Annotated in this window: 15 protein-coding genes; 7 read left to right on the top strand and 8 right to left on the bottom strand. The window is 59.5% G+C overall.

The features are described 5' to 3' along the window. Window positions 1–95: 95 nt before the first annotated feature. The gene (locus tag BLP23_RS05300) at window positions 96–752 is read left to right on the top strand and encodes an EF-hand domain-containing protein (protein WP_092583821.1); all 657 of its coding nucleotides are present in this window, start codon (window positions 96–98) and stop codon (window positions 750–752) included. 45 nt (window positions 753–797) lie between these two features. Here the strand turns inward: BLP23_RS05300 and BLP23_RS05305 are convergent, their stop codons facing one another. After that, entirely contained in the window at window positions 798–1,664 is an 867-nt protein-coding gene (locus BLP23_RS05305) for an LOG family protein (RefSeq protein ID WP_092583822.1), read from the bottom strand. A gap of 193 nt (window positions 1,665–1,857) precedes the next feature. Here BLP23_RS05305 and dapD point away from each other — a divergent pair, with 193 nt between their 5' ends. The 3 genes from dapD to BLP23_RS05320 all read left to right on the top strand — a co-directional run bounded on the left by dapD (window position 1,858) and on the right by BLP23_RS05320 (window position 4,606). After that, window positions 1,858–2,718, top strand: coding sequence for a 2,3,4,5-tetrahydropyridine-2,6-dicarboxylate N-succinyltransferase (dapD, locus tag BLP23_RS05310; RefSeq protein WP_092583823.1), 861 nt, complete (start codon window positions 1,858–1,860; stop codon window positions 2,716–2,718). Window positions 2,719–2,829: 111 nt separating this feature from the next. Then, window positions 2,830–4,023 (top strand): succinyl-diaminopimelate desuccinylase, encoded by a 1,194-nt coding sequence (gene dapE, locus BLP23_RS05315; RefSeq protein ID WP_092583824.1) that lies wholly within the window; start codon window positions 2,830–2,832, stop codon window positions 4,021–4,023. Beyond that, on the top strand, window positions 4,010–4,606 hold the full coding sequence (locus BLP23_RS05320; RefSeq protein ID WP_092583825.1) for a hypothetical protein: 597 nt from the start codon (window positions 4,010–4,012) through the stop codon (window positions 4,604–4,606). The genes dapE and BLP23_RS05320 overlap by 14 nt, the downstream gene beginning before the upstream one ends. Window positions 4,607–4,630: 24 nt before the next feature. On the opposite strand, the gene truA is transcribed toward BLP23_RS05320, so the two are convergent. The 4 genes from truA to BLP23_RS05350 all read right to left on the bottom strand — a co-directional run bounded on the left by truA (window position 4,631) and on the right by BLP23_RS05350 (window position 9,166). Next, complete coding sequence (gene truA / locus BLP23_RS05325) at window positions 4,631–5,434, bottom strand: tRNA pseudouridine(38-40) synthase TruA (RefSeq protein WP_092583826.1); 804 nt, start codon at window positions 5,432–5,434, stop codon at window positions 4,631–4,633. Continuing rightward, window positions 5,434–6,369: a methionyl-tRNA formyltransferase gene (gene fmt, locus BLP23_RS05330; RefSeq protein WP_092584284.1), complete on the bottom strand. Its 936-nt coding sequence runs from the start codon at window positions 6,367–6,369 to the stop codon at window positions 5,434–5,436. The genes truA and fmt overlap by 1 nt, the downstream gene beginning before the upstream one ends. A 695-nt stretch (window positions 6,370–7,064) precedes the next feature. Then, window positions 7,065–7,583, bottom strand: coding sequence for a peptide deformylase (def, locus tag BLP23_RS05345; RefSeq protein ID WP_092583827.1), 519 nt, complete (start codon window positions 7,581–7,583; stop codon window positions 7,065–7,067). Window positions 7,584–7,669: 86 nt separating this feature from the next. Beyond that, window positions 7,670–9,166 (bottom strand): globin-coupled sensor protein, encoded by a 1,497-nt coding sequence (locus BLP23_RS05350; protein WP_092583828.1) that lies wholly within the window; start codon window positions 9,164–9,166, stop codon window positions 7,670–7,672. Between the two features lie 206 nt (window positions 9,167–9,372). On the opposite strand from BLP23_RS05350, the gene BLP23_RS05355 reads away from it, so the two are divergent. The 3 genes from BLP23_RS05355 to BLP23_RS05370 all read left to right on the top strand — a co-directional run bounded on the left by BLP23_RS05355 (window position 9,373) and on the right by BLP23_RS05370 (window position 14,111). Further along, on the top strand, window positions 9,373–10,596 hold the full coding sequence (locus BLP23_RS05355) for a DNA recombination protein RmuC (protein ID WP_092583829.1): 1,224 nt from the start codon (window positions 9,373–9,375) through the stop codon (window positions 10,594–10,596). Between the two features lie 50 nt (window positions 10,597–10,646). Further along, window positions 10,647–11,546: a ribokinase gene (locus tag BLP23_RS05360; RefSeq protein WP_092583830.1), complete on the top strand. Its 900-nt coding sequence runs from the start codon at window positions 10,647–10,649 to the stop codon at window positions 11,544–11,546. A 231-nt stretch (window positions 11,547–11,777) separates the two neighbouring features. Next, the gene (locus BLP23_RS05370; RefSeq protein WP_092583832.1) at window positions 11,778–14,111 is read left to right on the top strand and encodes a methyl-accepting chemotaxis protein; all 2,334 of its coding nucleotides are present in this window, start codon (window positions 11,778–11,780) and stop codon (window positions 14,109–14,111) included. A gap of 75 nt (window positions 14,112–14,186) precedes the next feature. On the opposite strand, the gene ptsN is transcribed toward BLP23_RS05370, so the two are convergent. The 3 genes from ptsN to rpoN form a co-directional block, all read right to left on the bottom strand. Continuing rightward, window positions 14,187–14,651 carry a PTS IIA-like nitrogen regulatory protein PtsN gene (gene ptsN / locus BLP23_RS05375; protein WP_022713502.1) on the bottom strand — a complete coding sequence of 155 codons (465 nt, stop codon included), beginning with the start codon at window positions 14,649–14,651 and terminating at the stop codon, window positions 14,187–14,189. Window positions 14,652–14,721: 70 nt separating this feature from the next. Further along, window positions 14,722–15,294: a ribosome hibernation-promoting factor, HPF/YfiA family gene (gene hpf, locus BLP23_RS05380; RefSeq protein ID WP_022713501.1), complete on the bottom strand. Its 573-nt coding sequence runs from the start codon at window positions 15,292–15,294 to the stop codon at window positions 14,722–14,724. A gap of 255 nt (window positions 15,295–15,549) precedes the next feature. Beyond that, window positions 15,550–17,088, bottom strand: a complete 1,539-nt coding sequence (gene rpoN, locus BLP23_RS05385) for an RNA polymerase factor sigma-54 (protein ID WP_092583833.1) — start codon at window positions 17,086–17,088, stop codon at window positions 15,550–15,552. Window positions 17,089–17,211 lie beyond the last annotated feature (123 nt).

Consider the following 17,211-nt stretch of genomic DNA (forward strand, 5'->3'; position numbering starts at 1 on the left):
TCAGCTTGCCAATGTTTAATTGGTCAAATTGACGCATCGGTCCTAGCCTTCGAGCGCGATCTCCAGCGAGATTGCGAACCCGAAAAGGAAATACGATGTCTCGGAACAAGCTGGTACTGATCGCACTTTCCTCCGTCATGATCGTCGGCGCTGCAGCCGGCGCCAGCGTTGCCGCTCCAGGCGACAAGGCCCGCCAACCACCGCGCCGGATGATGGGCGAGGGGATGCGCGCTGAAGCAATGCGCGAGGTTGCCTTTGTGCGCATGTTGAAGCAGTTCGACACCAACAAGGACGGCCAGATTTCCAAACAGGAAGCCCAGAACGGCATCGAGAAGGTCTTTGCCGCGATCGATGAGAACAACGACGGGGCGCTGACGCCGGGCGAAATCCGCAAGCACCGTGAAGCCCAGATGGTGGACCGCAAGGCACCGGATGACCAAATGGGCGCCAATGACGACGCCATGCCCAACGCTGCGCAGACGGCCGACAACGGTGACCAGCCGACGATACCGAAGCGCGCCAACCATGACCGCGGCGACGGCGATCGCGGCCGCGGCGACAAGCGCTGGGGGATGCGCGACGGCGGCAGGATGGTGTTTACATCGATGATGCGCCGCATGGACACCGACGAGAACGGCCAGATCTCCAGGCACGAAGCCGAGGCCGCCTTCGACAGGTTTTTTATCCGCATGGATCGCAACAAGGACGGCGCGATCTCGATCGATGACATGCCTAATCGGCCATTCCTGTAAGCAAGGACTTACCTCTATTGAGGTCCGTCGCATCGCGCGAGTGTTCTATTCCTGATGTTCATAGAAATCCTGGATGATCTTCCAGGCAGCATCTGCCGTATCGACGAAGCTGATCAGCTTCACGTCGTCAGGTGCGATCGTCCCGAATTCGGCAAGTGCGTCGAAATTGACGATGCTTCGCCAGAACTTCTCGCCGAAGAGAATGAGCGGCATCTTTTCCATGCGTCCCGTCTGGATCAACGTCAGGCATTCGAAGAATTCGTCGAGGGTTCCAAAGCCGCCCGGGAACACCGCAATCGCTTTGGCGCGTACCATGAAATGCATCTTGCGGATCGCGAAATAGTGGAAGTTGAAGCTGAGCTCCGGCGTCACATAGGCGTTCGGGGCCTGCTCGTGCGGCAGCACGATATTGAGGCCGATCGAAGGGGCGCCTTCGTCGGCTGCTCCGCGGTTGCCCGCCTCCATCACGCCCGGGCCGCCGCCGGTGACGATCACATATTCATGGAAATCGAAACCAGCGGAATATTTCGAGCAGAGCCGGGCGAACTTGCGCGCTTCGTCATAATAGATGGACGCCGCCTCCAGGTTGGCGCGCTGTATGTCGTTGCGGGCTGCCCATGCACTCTGGCCGGGGGCCGGAATACGCGCGCCGCCGAACATGACGACGGTGGATTTGATGCCGCGTTCCGTCAACATCATCTCGACCTTCAAAAGTTCAAGCTGGAGACGGATCGGCCGCAGCTCCTCGCGGCAGAGAAAGTCGTCGTCGGCATAGGCCAGGCGATAGGAAGGAGAAAGCGTTTGCGGCGTCTTCGGCACGGCCAGTGCGCGGTGCCTGTCGATCTCGCTCGACTTCAGCGGAGCCCAGACTTTGTCCTTGCGCCTGAGCTTGCCGTTTTTTCCCTTCGCCATTTCAGAATGCCCTTCAAAAATGCCGGCACCACTGACCGGGTATGTCTATAACGCCTTGAATACAGGAACGATCTCGTTCGAAAAATCATTCCATTTTAGCCGCTCATGCGATAGAGCAGATCGCATCCCGCCGATCACAATTCCCGGGGACTTTTTAGTCTTCAGGATAAAGCTCGAAGTTTAAGGAATTCTCATGAGCGCCACCGACCTCGCATCCCTCGAAAAGACCATCGAAGCTGCCTTCGACAACCGCGACAACGTGAACACGTCGACGACAGGCGAAGTTCGCGAAGCCGTGGAAGCAGCGCTTGAGCTTCTCGACGGTGGCAAGGCTCGCGTCGCCGAACGCGGCGCCGATGGCGTCTGGACGGTCAATCAGTGGCTCAAGAAAGCCGTACTGCTTTCCTTCCGCCTGAACGACATGGAAGTCGTCAAGGGCGGCTCTGGCAATTCCACCTGGTGGGACAAGGTGCCTTCCAAGTTCGAAGGCTGGGGCGAGAACCAGTATCGTGCCGCGGGCTTCCGGGCCGTTCCGAACTGCGTCGTCCGCCGCTCGGCCTATATCGCCAAGAACGTCGTGCTGATGCCTTCCTTCGTCAATCTCGGTGCCCATGTCGGTGAAGGCACGATGGTCGACACTTGGGCGACGGTGGGCTCGTGTGCGCAGATCGGCAAGCATGTGCATCTTTCCGGCGGCGTCGGCATCGGCGGCGTGCTGGAACCGATGCAGGCCGGCCCGACGATCATCGAAGACAACTGCTTCATCGGCGCTCGCTCGGAAGTCGTCGAGGGCTGCATCATTCGCGAGGGCTCAGTTCTCGGCATGGGCGTCTATATCGGCAAGTCAACCAAGATCGTCGATCGCGCCACCGGCGAAGTCATGTATGGCGAAGTACCGCCCTACTCCGTAGTCGTTGCGGGTTCGATGTCGAGCGGCAACAAGACCATGGCAAACGGCCAACCGGCACCGCATCTCTATTGCGCCGTCATCGTCAAGCGCGTCGACGAGCAGACCCGCTCGAAAACCGGCATCAATGAATTGCTGCGCGACTAAGCTTTCAGTGACAGCCGGATTCCGATCCGGTAAACAAACGGCGTTCTGTTCAGCGAGGCGGTTGGCCGCCTTGCCATGTCTTTGCCATTCCCGCCGGATAATTCGACCCTCATGACCGCTACCGATCCCGTCGCCAATCTCCAGGCGCTCATCCGCTGCCCCTCCGTGACACCTGCCGAAGGCGGCGCACTTTCTGCGCTCGACGCCATGCTTTCGCCGCTGGGCTTTAAGGTGGACAAGGTCAAAGCGACGGAAGCAGGCACCCCCGACATCGAAAACCTCTACGCCCGCCTGGGCAGTGATGGCCCGCACCTGATGTTTGCGGGACACACGGACGTCGTGCCGGTTGGCGACGAAGCCGCCTGGACGCATCCCCCCTTCGCCGCCGAAATTTCAGGCGGCGAACTCTTCGGTCGTGGTGCGGTCGACATGAAGGGCGGGATCGCATGCTTCGTGGCAGCCGTTTCCCGGTACGTCGAAAAACACGGCAATCCGAAGGGCTCGATTTCCTTGCTGATCACCGGCGACGAGGAAGGCCCCGCAATCAACGGCACGATCAAGCTCCTGCAATGGGCGGCAGAACGCGGCGAGCGCTGGGATGCCTGCCTCGTCGGCGAGCCGACCAATCCAGATACGCTCGGCGACATGATCAAGATCGGCCGCCGCGGTTCGCTCTCCGGCAAGATCACTGTCCACGGCGTTCAGGGCCACGCCGCCTATCCGCATCTCGCGGATAATCCGGTGCGCGGCATGCTGCAGCTCACGAGCGCGCTGATGGATCCCCCATTCGACAATGGAACCGAAAACTTCCAGCCGTCGAACCTCGAGGTGACGACCATCGATGTCGGCAATCCGGCGACCAACGTCATTCCGGCGAAGGCAGCAGCAAGCTTCAACATCCGCTTCAACGACACCTGGACGGCCGACACGCTGCAGGCGGAAATCATCCGCCGTCTTGAAGCGGCCGCCAAGAATGGGGCCCTGCGCCCCGGCCGCGAGGCGGTAAGATATGACATTGCCTGGGCCGATCGTCCGAGCCATGTCTTCCTCACCCGCAACAACGCACTGATTGCATCGCTTTCCTCTGCCGTCGAGAGCATTGCCGGCAAGGCGCCGAAGCTTTCGACCACCGGCGGCACGTCGGACGCGCGTTTCATCAAGGACTATTGCCCGGTCGTCGAATTTGGGCTGGTCGGACAGACCATGCACATGGTCGACGAACGCGTTGCCGTTTGCGATCTGGAGACGCTGACGCAGATCTACGAAACCTTCATCGAGCGATGGTTCGCAAATGCCGGGGCTTAGGGAGGTTCAATACTATCTGTCGGGTTTGTGGCTGCTGATCCGTATGGACACGCGGGGCTTCCGGTTTCTCGATATGTCGGACCGCGGCGTCAACCGCTCCTTCTGGGCGATGGCCTGGTGCCTGCCGCCGATGGGCATTTCGTGGCTCTGGTGGCGTCAGGCCTTCCTGCAGTCGATGCCGCCCCATGTCGAAGTCGGCCTTCCCTTCTATTTCCGTTTGGGCCTGGTCGAAATCGCCAATTGGTTCGTGCCGCTGGTCCTTGCCGGACTGTTGCTGTTTGCCTTCCGCATGGGCGATCGCTTTGCCGCCGTGGTCGTCAGCATCAACTGGCTCGGTGTGCCGCTTTCCTACATCAACAGCCTGCTGCTGGCGCTGGTCTTCTTCATTCCCGGCGCCATCAGCGTCGTGTCGATCCTGCTTCTGGTCTTCATGATGGCGCAGGTCTTCATGCTTGCAAGGATTTTGCGGATGATCTTTCACGGCCACGGGCTGATGGTCGGGGCGCTGACGCTGGCGCTGCTGGTGCCGACCATGATCCTCGCCGAATATCTGCAGCGCTTCCTCGGCATTTATCCGGTTTAGATCAACGCTCTGGCAGGGGCCGGGTCACGACAGATCGTCATCGCCATTCTCTTGCGTCCGCTTGCGCCGATCGGTGATCACCGCCGGATAATCGACCTGCATGAAATAAAGTCCTTCGGGCGGAGCAACCGGACCGCAGGCCTTGCGGTCACGCGCCTCGAGGGCGGCACGCACATCCTCCGGCGTCCATTTTCCTTCTCCTGCAAGCTTCAGCGTTCCGGCAAAGGAGCGGATCTGATTGTGCAGGAAACTCTGTGCCGTTGCGCGGATTTCGATGAGCTCGCCGTTCCTCGTCACGTCGAGCCGGTCGAGTGTGCGGACCGGGCTGTTTGCCTGGCAATGCGCGGAACGGAAGGTGGAAAAGTCATGCCTGCCGACGAGGATCTGGGCGGCCTGATGCATCACCTCATGGTCGAGCACCTTCGGCACCCACCAGGCCTTGCCCGCCTCGAGCGCCAGCGGCGCCCGGCGGTTGATGATGCGGTAGAGATAGTGCCGCCGCTCGGCGGAAAAGCGGGCATCGAAAAACTCGACCACCACCTGCACCTCCAAAATGGACACGCGCTCGCCCGCCAGCTTCAGGTGCGCATTCAACGCATTCTGCAACTTGAACGCCGACCATTCCTTTAAAAGATCGGCATGGATCACTTGACCCATCGCATGCACGCCGGAATCGGTACGCCCGGCGCCCCGGATCGACACGGTCTCGCCGCTTAACGACAGGATCGCAGCTTCGATCGCCCCCTGCACGGATGGGCCGTTTTCCTGACGCTGCCAGCCGACATAGGGTCCGCCGTCATATTCGACTGTCATCCGGTAACGCGGCATCAGGCGAGCCTCGTGCCCTGCGCAAGCGGCGTGCCGCGCAGGAAATCTGCCGCCGCAAGCGGCTTGCCACCGGCCTTCTGCAATCTGGTCAACCGAACCGCTCCGGATGCGCAGGCGATAACCAGCTCATCCGTCAGCACTTCGCCGGCAGGACCGTGGCCGTCCGCAAGTTCCGAACCCAGCACCTTCACCCGCTCCGGCTTGCCGCCAATCTCGACTTCGACCCAGGCGCCGGGAAACGGCGAAAGTCCGCGGATATGATTGTGAACGTCCCTTGCATCCCTGCTGAAATCGATCCGCGTCTCGCCCTTGTCGATCTTCGTGGCATAGAGGACGCCCTCTTGCGGCTGCGGCGTCAGCGGCAGGTCGCCCATTTCAAGCTTTACCATCGCTTCGCCGATCGCCTTGGCGCCGACATGCATCAGTTGGTCGTGCAACTCGCCGGCCGTCATGTTCGGACCGATCTCGACCTCGCGGGTCAACGCGACGGGGCCGGTATCCAGCCCCTTGTCCATCTTCATCACCATCATGCCGGTCTTTTCGTCGCCTGCCATGATCGCTCTCTGGATGGGTGCTGCGCCGCGCCAGCGCGGCAGCAGCGAGGCATGGCCATTGTAGCAGCCGTTGCGCGTTCCGCTCAAAATCGCCTCGGGCAGCAGCAGTCCATAGGCAACGACAACCGCCACATCCGCGTTGAGCGCCCGGAAGCGCTCCCGTTCTTCCGCCTCCTTGAAATTGACCGGCGTGAAGACGGGCAGGCCGAGCAGTTCGGCGGCCTGATGCACCGGCGACTTCTGCAGGTCAAGACCGCGCCGTCCGCCCGGCCGCGGCGGCTGCGTATAGACCGCAACAATCCGATGCCCCGCATCCACAAGCGTGCGCAGGGTCGGAACCGAGAACTCAGGCGTTCCCATGAAAATGATGCGAAACGACATTCTCTCTCGCCAGGTTTCAGGACAGGTGTCTTCAAACGGGTTTACGAGCCTGAGATCAAGCCCTTCGAAATTTTTTATGTCGCGTGTCGCCAGCGTCGCGCCGTCAGATGGCGGCGATCATAGCGTCCTGGATCGATATCGGCCGCCCCTTGCTCTTGCGCTTTGCCCGCAGACGGCCCGTTGCAATCGCTGCATGGTCGTCAATGGCGAGTATCTTGTTCCGATAAGCGACAAGCAGGCTGGCGGATCTGTCGATATAACGCTTTGATTTCGTTCGGGCCAGAAAGGCTCGGCAGCGCAAGACTGCTCCATCGCGACAATTTTGCAGAGAAAGGACGATCACTCGAAATCCTCGACAGGTCGGCCGAAATCACGCTTTCGCTCCGCTTCGATCTCATCCATGATTTTCGCGAACGCCTCGGCCTCGTCGTCGTTCTCCGGCCCGAGAAACTGAACGCAGACTGTCCCATGCCGTTAGGTCGTCATCATTTGCAACAGGTTCTTCGGCGATCATGCCTTTTTGCACAAGGCGGTTTGCTTCGTCGGAAAGGCTGCGACCCCTTCGCTCGGCACGCACAGCGATGTTTTGCCTCATCGCATCGGAAATATCCCGCATCCGAAGATCGCCCATAGGCCACCTCCTTTACGATATCAGCGATATCATCATGCGCTTGCGTCCATAGCTTCAACGCAACTCAGAGAGCCTTCGCCGACTTCGCCGCCTTCGTGAACTTCTTGATCACCATTTCCCGCTTCAGCCGCGAAATATAATCGATGAAGAGTACACCGTTCAGATGGTCGATCTCGTGTTGAAGGCACGTGGCTAGGAGGCCGTCGGCCTCAACGGTCTGCTCCTTGCCGTCACGGTCGAGATATTCGACGCTGACGGTCGCCGGACGCTCGACCTCGGCATAATAGTCCGGAATGGAAAGGCAGCCTTCTTCGTAGACCGATCGCTCGTCGGAAGATTTGACGATCTTAGGATTGATAAAGACCTGCGGCTGCTTTTCCTCGCCCTCCCGCGAAACGTCGATCACCAGTATACGGCGCGGCACGCCGACCTGGATTGCGGCCAGGCCAATGCCCGGTGCATCATACATCGTTTCCAGCATGTCGTCGGCAAGACGCTTGAGATCGGCATCGATCCGCTCGATCGGTTTGGAAACCTGGCGGAGGACGGGATCTGGAAGAATGATAAGTGGCTTGATGGTCATCGCGTTCCCATAACCTATCTTTTCCAGCTAGGGAATTATCCTGAAACTCCGGAAAGTGCTTTTTTGCGCAGCCCCGCGGAATTTGGTCAGGCTGCGCGGCGGGATGCCGGCGCCTGACGCTCCTGCGAGCGGATATTGAAGTGCTGCAGCAGTGCCACGAGGTTGTCCACCTCCGCGCGCAGGTGACGGCTCTCTGCCGAGGTATGTTCTACCATGCTTGAGTTCTGCTGCGTGATCGTGTCCATGTTGCGGATCGCAATGCTGACTTCGTTTACCCCTGTCGCCTGATCACGCGCTGCCGCTGCGATATCGGCGACGAAGCTGTTGATGATGTTGATACGGCTGATCATATCGCTAAGTGCCTCGCCGGTACTGCTGACGATGCCGACGCCCTCGTTCACCTGTATGGAACTTTCCGAGATCAGATTCTTGATCTCCTTGGCCGCGTCGGCAGTGCGCTGCGCGAGCTGGCGCACTTCCTGGGCGACAACTGCGAAACCCTTGCCCGCCTCGCCGGCACGCGCGGCCTCGACGCCGGCGTTAAGGGCCAGAAGGTTCGTCTGGAAGGCGATTTCGTCAATGACGCCGATGATCTTGGCTATCTCGGCGGACGACTTCTCGATACCCGCCATGGCCGACACCGCGCTTGTCACGAGCTCACCTGAACTCTTCGCCTTCTCCTGCGTCTCGCGCACCGCACCGGATGCCTTCTCGGCATTTGCTGCGGTCTGGCCAACGCTGACGGAGAGCTGCTGGAGCGCAGCAGAGCTCTCCTCAATGCCGGCCGCCTGTTGCGCCGTGCGCATCGCCAGATCGTCGGTTGCCTTGGAAATCACCTCGGTGCCGCTCAAAATTTCCCCGGAACTTCTGCGCACCGATGCGAATGAGGCCCGTAGCGCCGCCGCAGCGCGGTTATAGTCCTCCGCCATGTGCCGGAAATTGCCCGGCAGATCCGCCGGCAGCGTTGCTTCGAGATCGCCCTTTGAAAGAGCTTCCAATCCGCGGCGCAGATGCTCGAGCGCAATCGCCTGATCGGCTTCTGCCTTGGCACGCTCCTCTTCATGCTTGCGCCGCTTCTCTTCCAGCGCCTCGAGGTAGACGGAAATTGAATAGTCCATGTCGAGCATACTGGCCTTGATGAGCGAGGCGAGCTTTTCGGCAAGCGCCTTGCCCTGCTGGCGGCCGAAGCGTGACGGCCACTGCTTTTCCATGATGCCTTTGACGAGTTCTGCCATGACGATCGCATAACCGCCGATATACCAGCGCGGTTCAAGGCCAATGCGGGCATGCGCCCTCCCGACGGCGGTGACGCCGTTCACGTAGCTCTCGTCGAAATTGCCGCCGGCAAGGTTCGCCCAGTGATGCTCCTGGCGATTCTTGGCCTGGCCGACATGCGTTTTGTCGGAAAAGAAGCCGGCCACCGCGGGGGTCCTGGCGATCTTGCCATAAAACTTGTCCAGCGCGCCGCCGATCAGCTCGCCGATGACCGGGCGCAGTTCGCGTATGGTCATTCTCGCCTCGCTGTCGAGTTCGATGAAATCAAGGCGCTGCTTGAGTGCGTTTTCGGATTGCTGAGTGGTCATGCTGTATTTCTGTCCTGGCGCATGGTGCGATAGAGGTCTTTTCGGAAACGACAATTCGAAAATATAGTTGAGTATTCGTTAAAATCAGGCGTCGGTCGTCACGAGCTTCGTGCCGCCGCGCTGCGGCACTTTGCCCCCGAAATTGGGCCATGGATCCGTTCACGTTTTGATCTAGTCATCGCCGGCGGGTTTGTTATTGTGCGCGAATGAACAATGTTACCGAATCGCTGACAATTTCGATCGCCGGGCTCAGCCCGGCCATCCTCGCCCTTGCCGGTGGCGCTGTGGCTGTCGTTGTCGTGGGGCTCGTGTTCCTGTTGCTCAGGAACAGCAACCTGCGGCGCGAACAGGATGAGGAGGCAGCGATCCGGGCCCTGGAAGCCGATGCCCGCATGGCCGAGCTCCTGAAAATTCAGGCCGAGATGCAGGGACGCATTTCGACCATGGCTGAGGTCTTCGGAATGCGTCAGGCCGAACTCAACCAGGCGATCGGTCAGCGCCTCGACGGCATGTCACAGCGTGTCAGCACGACGATCAGCGAACAGACGAAATCGACGCATGAGAACCTTCAGCGCCTGCAAGAGCGGCTCGCGGTCATTGATGCAGCTCAGAACAATATCCAGACGCTGGCAAAGGATGTCGTCGGGCTTCAGGCCATCCTCTCCAACAAGCAAACGCGCGGCGCATTCGGCCAGTCGCGCATGGAGACCATCGTCGCCGACGGTCTGCCGATGGGCGCCTATGCTTTCCAGCAAACGCTTTCAAACGGCTCGCGGCCCGACTGCACCGTGCGCATGCCGAACGGTGCGCCGCCGCTGGTCATCGATGCCAAGTTTCCTCTCGAAGCCTGGAATGCCATTCGCGACGCGGGCACGGCGGACGCAACCAAGCTTGCCTCGCAGCAATTCCGCCGCGATATGGAAATCCATGTCCGAGATATATCGGAAAAGTATCTTATCCAGGGTGAGACGCAGGATACGGCTTTTCTCTTCGTTCCTTCTGAATCGATCTTCGCTGAAATTCATGAGAATTTCGAGCCGATCGTCCAGAAGGCGCATCGTTCCCGCATCGTCATTGTTTCGCCTTCACTGCTGATGCTGTCGATCCAGGTCATCCAGGCCGTTTTGAAGGATCAGCGCATGCAGGCGCAGGCACACGTCATCCAGGGCGAGGTAGCGATCCTGATGGATGATCTCGGGCGGCTCGATGAGCGCGTGCGCAAACTGCAGACTCATTTTTCCCAGGCGCAGCGGGATGTTGATCAGATCATCACGTCCACTGACAAACTCTCCAAACGCGGCGCAAAAATCGAAGCGCTGGAATTCGAGGGTGCAGAAGCGCTCAAGGCGGAGCGTGAAATCGGACCTCCGGCGAAGTCGGTCGAAAGCCGCACCGGCCTTCTCAAACTGAGGGTGGTTGACGAAGAGTGAGCCCATCGGGCAGTGTCCGTCGCCATGAGAAGCATGACAGGACACCCTTTATGATCACAGTTTTCGGCTCCATCAACATGGACCTCATCGCCACGACCGATCGCCTGCCAAAGCCCGGCGAAACGGTGGCCGGCAACGGTTTTGCAACCGCGGCGGGCGGCAAGGGAGCCAACCAGGCATTGGCCGCGCGACGTGCAGGCTGCGTGGTCCATATGGTGGGCGCAGTCGGAAAGGATGAATTCGCTGCACCGGCGCTCATGCTGCTCGATCAGGCGGGCATCCGCCTTGCAGGCGTCAAGCATGTCGATGGGCCAACCGGTACTGCGCTGATCCTTGTTGGTGGAGACGGCGAGAACATGATCGCCGTCGTGCCGGGGGCAAACGGGACCATCGCGGCCGAGGATGCCGATGCGGCGATCGAAGCCATGAGCAATGGGGATACCCTGATGCTGCAGTTCGAGGTGCCCGCCCCGGCAGTCGAACGTGCGCTGGCCGCAGCCAAGGTCAAGGGCGTCACGACCGTCCTCAACCTCGCGCCGCTCATCGCAGACGCCCCGCGGCTTGGACGTCTCGCCGATATCGTCATTGCCAACGAGACGGAGTTCGAGCGGCTTGCTGGCCAGGACAACATGACCCCGACTGATCGCGAAACGGCGTTGAGACGCCTGCACGGAGAGACCGGACAGACGTTGATCGTGACGCTCGGCGCCGACGGCGTGATCGCAATCCGGGATGGCGTCATCACACGAGCGAAAGGACTGAAGATCGATCCGGTGGATACCGTCGGGGCAGGCGATACATTCTGCGGCTACTTTGCCGCAAGCCTTGATGAAGGCCTCGATTTTAAGGCTTCGCTGCGGCGGGCCGCCGTCGCCGGCTCGCTTGCCTGCCTCAAGGCCGGAGCACAGCCATCCATTCCCTTGTCCGCCGAAGTCGCAAACAAGATATAGTCTTGTCTAATTTGACGGGACACTCGAAGAAATATGAATCAACTCAATATATTAGCGGAATGAATCCGTATAGTTTCATTCAAATTTAAGAGATTTCCGGCGATCTTTCTTTTGATCGCCAGGCTTTTCTTGAAAGGCCCCGGCAACGTCACGGCTGCTCCATGAAGGTGCGGCATTTCCTCCCCGTGCCTGAGAATGCGACTCCGGTGCGTCGCCCCTGCCGAGGAACCCATGTCCATCTTCCGCATGAAGTCGCTTGCCGCAAAGCTCATCCTCATTACAGGCGCGGCCATCGCGCTTGTCCTACTGGTTTCGAACTTCTTCCTGATTGGCCAGACCCGCGATCGCGTTCATGCGTTAACGATGGATCAAGCCAACCTCGAAGCGAAATCAATCGCTAACGAGATCGCCGCGAATGTCGGCGAGCTGGCGAGCGCCGCGCGCTCGATGTCGGGCGTCCTCGGTCGCGGTCACGAAGGCAAGACCTTCGACCGAAAGGGCATTATTAACATCCTGAAGGCCAACCTCGAGCAGAATGCCTTTGCCTTCGGAAGCTGGTTCTGCGAACAGCTCGGCGCCTTTGACGGCAAAACAGCCGAGATCGCCGACAAACTCGATGAGGGGACGAACAAGAACGGCGCCTTTACGCCCTATTGGTCCAAAACGAGGGATGGTGCCATCCAGTTTTCGACCTTCGACAACGACTATACCGCCGAATGGTGGAAACTTGCCGCCGACACCTCTAAGGGCGCCATCACCTCGCCCTATCTTGCCGAAGGCACCGACGTTCCGACGTTGCTGACTTCCATCGCCTATCCGGTCATGTCCGGCGGCAAGATGATTGGTGTCGAAGGCGTCGACATCTCGCTCAAGTCCCTCACCGACAAACTGCAGGCTTTGCAACCCTTCGGTTCGGGCCGTGTCACTCTCGTTGCGCAAAACGGCAACTGGATCGTGGCGCCGACGAAGGAACTGATGTCGAAACCCCACGGCAACGGCGAAGGCGCAGCCGAAGTTAAGACAGCGCTGGCCTCGATGACCCCGAGTGTGGTTCGCAACCTTAACTTTGATGGCCGTGAACCTTTCGATCGCGTCGTCTATCCGTTTGCCGTACCGGATCTTCATGCCACCTGGGTCGTACTCGTCGATGTTCCCCACAGCGCCATCAATGCTCCGGTGCGAGATCAAACCTTCATGATGATCGCCGGCGGCATTGTTGTCCTTGGTGCCGTCATGCTGGCTCTCTATTTTGCCGTCCGCTCCTTGGTGCAAAAGCCTCTCGGCTTGCTCGTTGCAAGTGTCAAGGCACTCAGCGACGGCAGGTATGAAGAGCCGGTCACTGGCCAGGAGCGCGCAGACGAGATCGGTTCCGTCGCCAAGGCCCTCGAAGGGTTCCGGTTTACGCTTGCCGATACGCAACGGCTCGAGGCAGAGGCCGACAACCAGCGCAGTGCCGCAGAAGCCGAACGCAGCCGCTCGGAAAGCGAGCGGCAGGCGTCTGTCGCGCTGCAACGCCAGATCGTTTCCATCGTCGGTGCCGGGCTCTCAGAACTATCACAGGGCAACCTCGGTCATCGCCTTACGGAGGAGTTCCCCGGCGAATACGCCAAACTGAAGCAGGATTTCAACGCTGCGCTAGCCAGCCTTGAAGAGACGATCAACACGATGAACCTCAGCGTCGTGAACATTGGCTCCGGCACCAGCGAAATCAGCAATAGCGCCTCGGACCTTGCCAAGCGCACGGAACAGCAGGCAGCAAGCCTGGAAGAAACCGCCGCGGCGCTCAACGAGCTGACCGCTCAGGTCAATTCAAGTGCCGAGAATGCCCGCACAGCTGCAGAAAACGTCAATCTCGCCTGTGAAGATGCGGAAAAATCCGGCGAGGTGGTGCAGAAAGCAATCGCCTCCATGCACGGCATCGAACAGTCCTCGACGGAAGTCTCGCGCATCATCGGCGTCATCGACGAAATCGCTTTCCAGACGAACCTGCTGGCACTCAATGCCGGCGTCGAGGCGGCGCGTGCTGGCGAAGCGGGCAAGGGCTTCGCTGTGGTTGCTCAGGAAGTCCGTGAGCTGGCGCAACGCTCCGCAACTGCAGCCAAGGAGATCAAGACGCTCATCAACACCTCGGCCATCCAGGTCAAGGAAGGCGTCGATCTCGTCGGCCGCGCTGGCGGTACGCTGCATAAGATCGCCGAACAGGTGATGGGCATCAACGGTCTCATCCGCCAGATCTCCGCCTCCGCGAGCGAACAGGCGATCGGCCTTAAGGAAGTTAACCAGGCCATGAACCAGATGGACCAGGTGACCCAACAGAATGCGGCAATGGTGGAAGAGGCGACAGCAGCCAGTGTTGCGCTGAACGACGAGGCGCAGACGCTGAAAGACCTCGTCCTTCGCTTCCGTGTGTCCGGTCAGGGAAACGCCACGGCGCTGCGCGCGACGGCGCAGCAGATGCGCACCCCGACGCCAGCCTACCGTTCCCCGGCTCCCGTGCCGCGCCGCGCTGCGCCACAGTCGAACAGTTCGGCTGCCGTTGTCCAGGACAACTGGGAAGAGTTCTGAGGCACAAGTCTTCACACGTGAAAAGAGGCGCCCGACAATCGGGCGCCCCTTTCATTTTAGATGATCGTCCGCCGCTCAGGCAGCGTTCGATGCTTGCTCTTCATTGAGGAAAGCATAGATCGCCGATGCGGAATCTGTGGCACGCAGCTTCGCGACGAGATCGTGATCGCGAAGCACGCGCGCAATGCGCGACAACGCCTTTAGATGGTCGGCGCCCGCCCCTTCCGGAGCGAGAAGCAGAAACACCAGGTCGACCGGCTGGTCGTCCAGCGCTTCGAAATCGACCGGACTTTCCAGCCGTGCGAAGACGCCGACAATCGAGCGGACGCTTGCGAGCTTGCCGTGCGGAATGGCGATGCCATTGCCAACGCCCGTCGAGCCGAGACGCTCGCGCTGCAGAACGACGTCGAAAATTTCCCGCTCGGAAAGGCCGGTGATCTTGGAGGCCTTTGCCGCCAATTCCTGAAGCAACTGTTTCTTCGAATTTACCTTTAGGGCGGGAATGATCGCATCTTGGTGCAGCAGATCTGCCAATGCCATTTCTTTTTCCTTCTGTCGCCGAAACCGGATGATTGGGAGAGCGGCGTGGCTACCGCTCATCGCCCGGATGTCAGCTCTTGATATTGGCGGCGTCGATCCAGCCAATATTACCGTCATGCCTGCGGTAAACGATGTTCAAATGTTCCTTGCCCGGGCTGCGGAACAAAAGCAGTGGCTCATCCGTCATATCGAGCGCCATGACGGCAGTCGCAACGGACATGGTCTTCAACTGCTTCGTGCTCTCGGCAACAATGACCGGGGCGAAATCGTCGGGCACCTCGTCTTCATGATCCGGGACAGCGTCCATGACCGTATAGGCGACTTCCGTACCGTTCAGATGGTTTCCGGCATGATGATCCTTGAGCTTGCGCTTGTAGCGGCGCAGACGCTTTTCGATGCGCTCCGAAGCGGCATCGAATGCAAGCTGCGGGTCCATCGCTTCGCCTGCCGCATGCAGCACCACCCCGCTATCAAGATGGAGCTTGCAATCCGCCGAGAACCGCGAACTCGATTTCTCCACAATCACCTGACCGGAATATCCCCCGTCGAAGTATTTCGTGATGGCCATGTCCATTTGGTCCTCGATCCTTTGACGGAACGAGTCCCCAATTTCCATATGTTTACCGGATACACGCACACTCATGGAGTTTCCCTTCTTATAGTGGTTTGCGGTACCAGTTTACGCCAAGGCCAGACCTCATCCAAGCACTTCACGCAAACTCAAGCAATATCGGCTTAAGTCGTGTGCTTCAATCGCCCTGAGGATGATGGGGATAAGTCCAAACGCTGTTTGCAGCGCCAACTGCGGCGGGCTTCTAGCGGCAGACTGCCGAAATGTCAACGGGTGTGCCGCTGCACTGATATGGAGATGCAGGCAAGGGTTGATTTAGCTCGACTTTCAAAAACCCGCAACCTTCGCCAATGCCCGCTTTTCGCGCCGCCGCTGAACGGAGGATGCGATATTCATCGCCTCGCGGTACTTTGCAACCGTACGGCGAGCCAGATCAATGCCATCCTTCTTCAGCATGTCGACAATATCGTCGTCGGAAAGGACTGCCTCCGTGCTTTCCTGCATGATCAGGGAGCGTATCCTGTGGCGAACGGCCTCAGCCGAATGACTATCGCCGCCCTCCACCGCGCTGATCGACACCGTGAAGAAATATTTGAGTTCGAAGAGGCCGCGCGGTGTCAGAATGTACTTGTTCGAGGTGACGCGGCTGACGGTCGACTCATGCATCTTGATGGCATCGGCAACTGTCTTCAGATTCAGCGGGCGCAGGTGATCGACGCCATGCATCAAAAAGGCATCCTGCTGGCGGACAATCTCGCTTGCGACCTTCATGATCGTCTTCGCGCGCTGATCGAGACTGCGGGTGAGCCAGTTGGCGCTCTGAAGGCATTCGGACAAGAACGTGTAATCACCGCCGTTCTTTGTGACATGGGCGAAATAGGACTGATTGACGAGCACGCGCGGGAGCGTATCCGGGTTCAACTCCACCAGCCAGCTCCCGTCTGACGACGAACGTACGACGACATCCGGCATGATCGCTTCGGAAACGCTGGTTTCAAAGCCGCTGCCGGGTTTGGGATTGAGCTGACGAATCTCTGCGAGCATATCAAGCAGGTCTTCCTCGTCCACGCCGCAAAGCCGCTTGAGCGTCGCGAAGTCGCGCCGTGCCAGCAATTCGAGGTTGGAAACGAGGGCCTGCATGGCAGGATCGAAGCGGTCCTTCTGCTTCAGCTGGATCGACAGGCATTCGGCTAGGCTGCGAGCAAAGACACCGGGCGGATCGAGGGTCTGCAGCTCGGCAAGAACACGTTCGGCGGCCGCAGGATCGCTACCCAGCCTTTCGCCGATGTCGGCAGGGTCGCTCTGCAGGTAACCCGCCTCGTCGAGCTGGTCGATCAACTGCTGCGCGATCAACCGGTCTCCCGCATCCGGCAGGATGAATGGAATCTGCTGTGCAAGGTGATCCCTGAGCGAGACCTGGCCTGCAACAAAGTCGTCGAGATCGTAATTCTCTCCGTCGCCGCCCCCCGGCATCGACTTCCACTGGCTGATCAGCTCCGGCGCATCGGCCCGCGGCGGCACCCCATCATCCTGAAAGACATTTGCGTAATTGACGTCCAGCTCTTCGCTCAGCCGGCTGGCGCCGCCGTCACTGCCGTTGTCATACCAGTCCCCGGAAAGCGCCTCGGTACGATCATCATCATCGTCGGGCTGACGGCCTTGCGGCTCATCCTGCGCATCGTTGTCACTGCCCGTTTCCGCGTCATCTGACGGAAATTCGAGCAATGGGTTCTTCTCGACTTCCTGCGCAATAAACTGGACAAGCTCGAAGTGCGTCATCTGCAGCAACTGGATGGATTGCATCAGTTGCGGCGTCATCACCAGGGACTGGTTCTGTCGCAGGAAAAGATTGGCAGACAGGGCCATAGCGGACGCGAAACTCCCGTTCAATTCCTCCGGGAAACCGCGATCGAACAGAGTTCGGGCCGCGGAAATCCAACTTGGCCCAAAAATTGCTTTTTTATTCTATTTGGTCAAGCGCAAGTATGA

The sequence above is a fragment of the Rhizobium mongolense subsp. loessense genome (assembly GCF_900099775.1).
In the GTDB taxonomy this organism is placed as follows: Bacteria; Pseudomonadota; Alphaproteobacteria; order Rhizobiales; family Rhizobiaceae; genus Rhizobium; species Rhizobium loessense.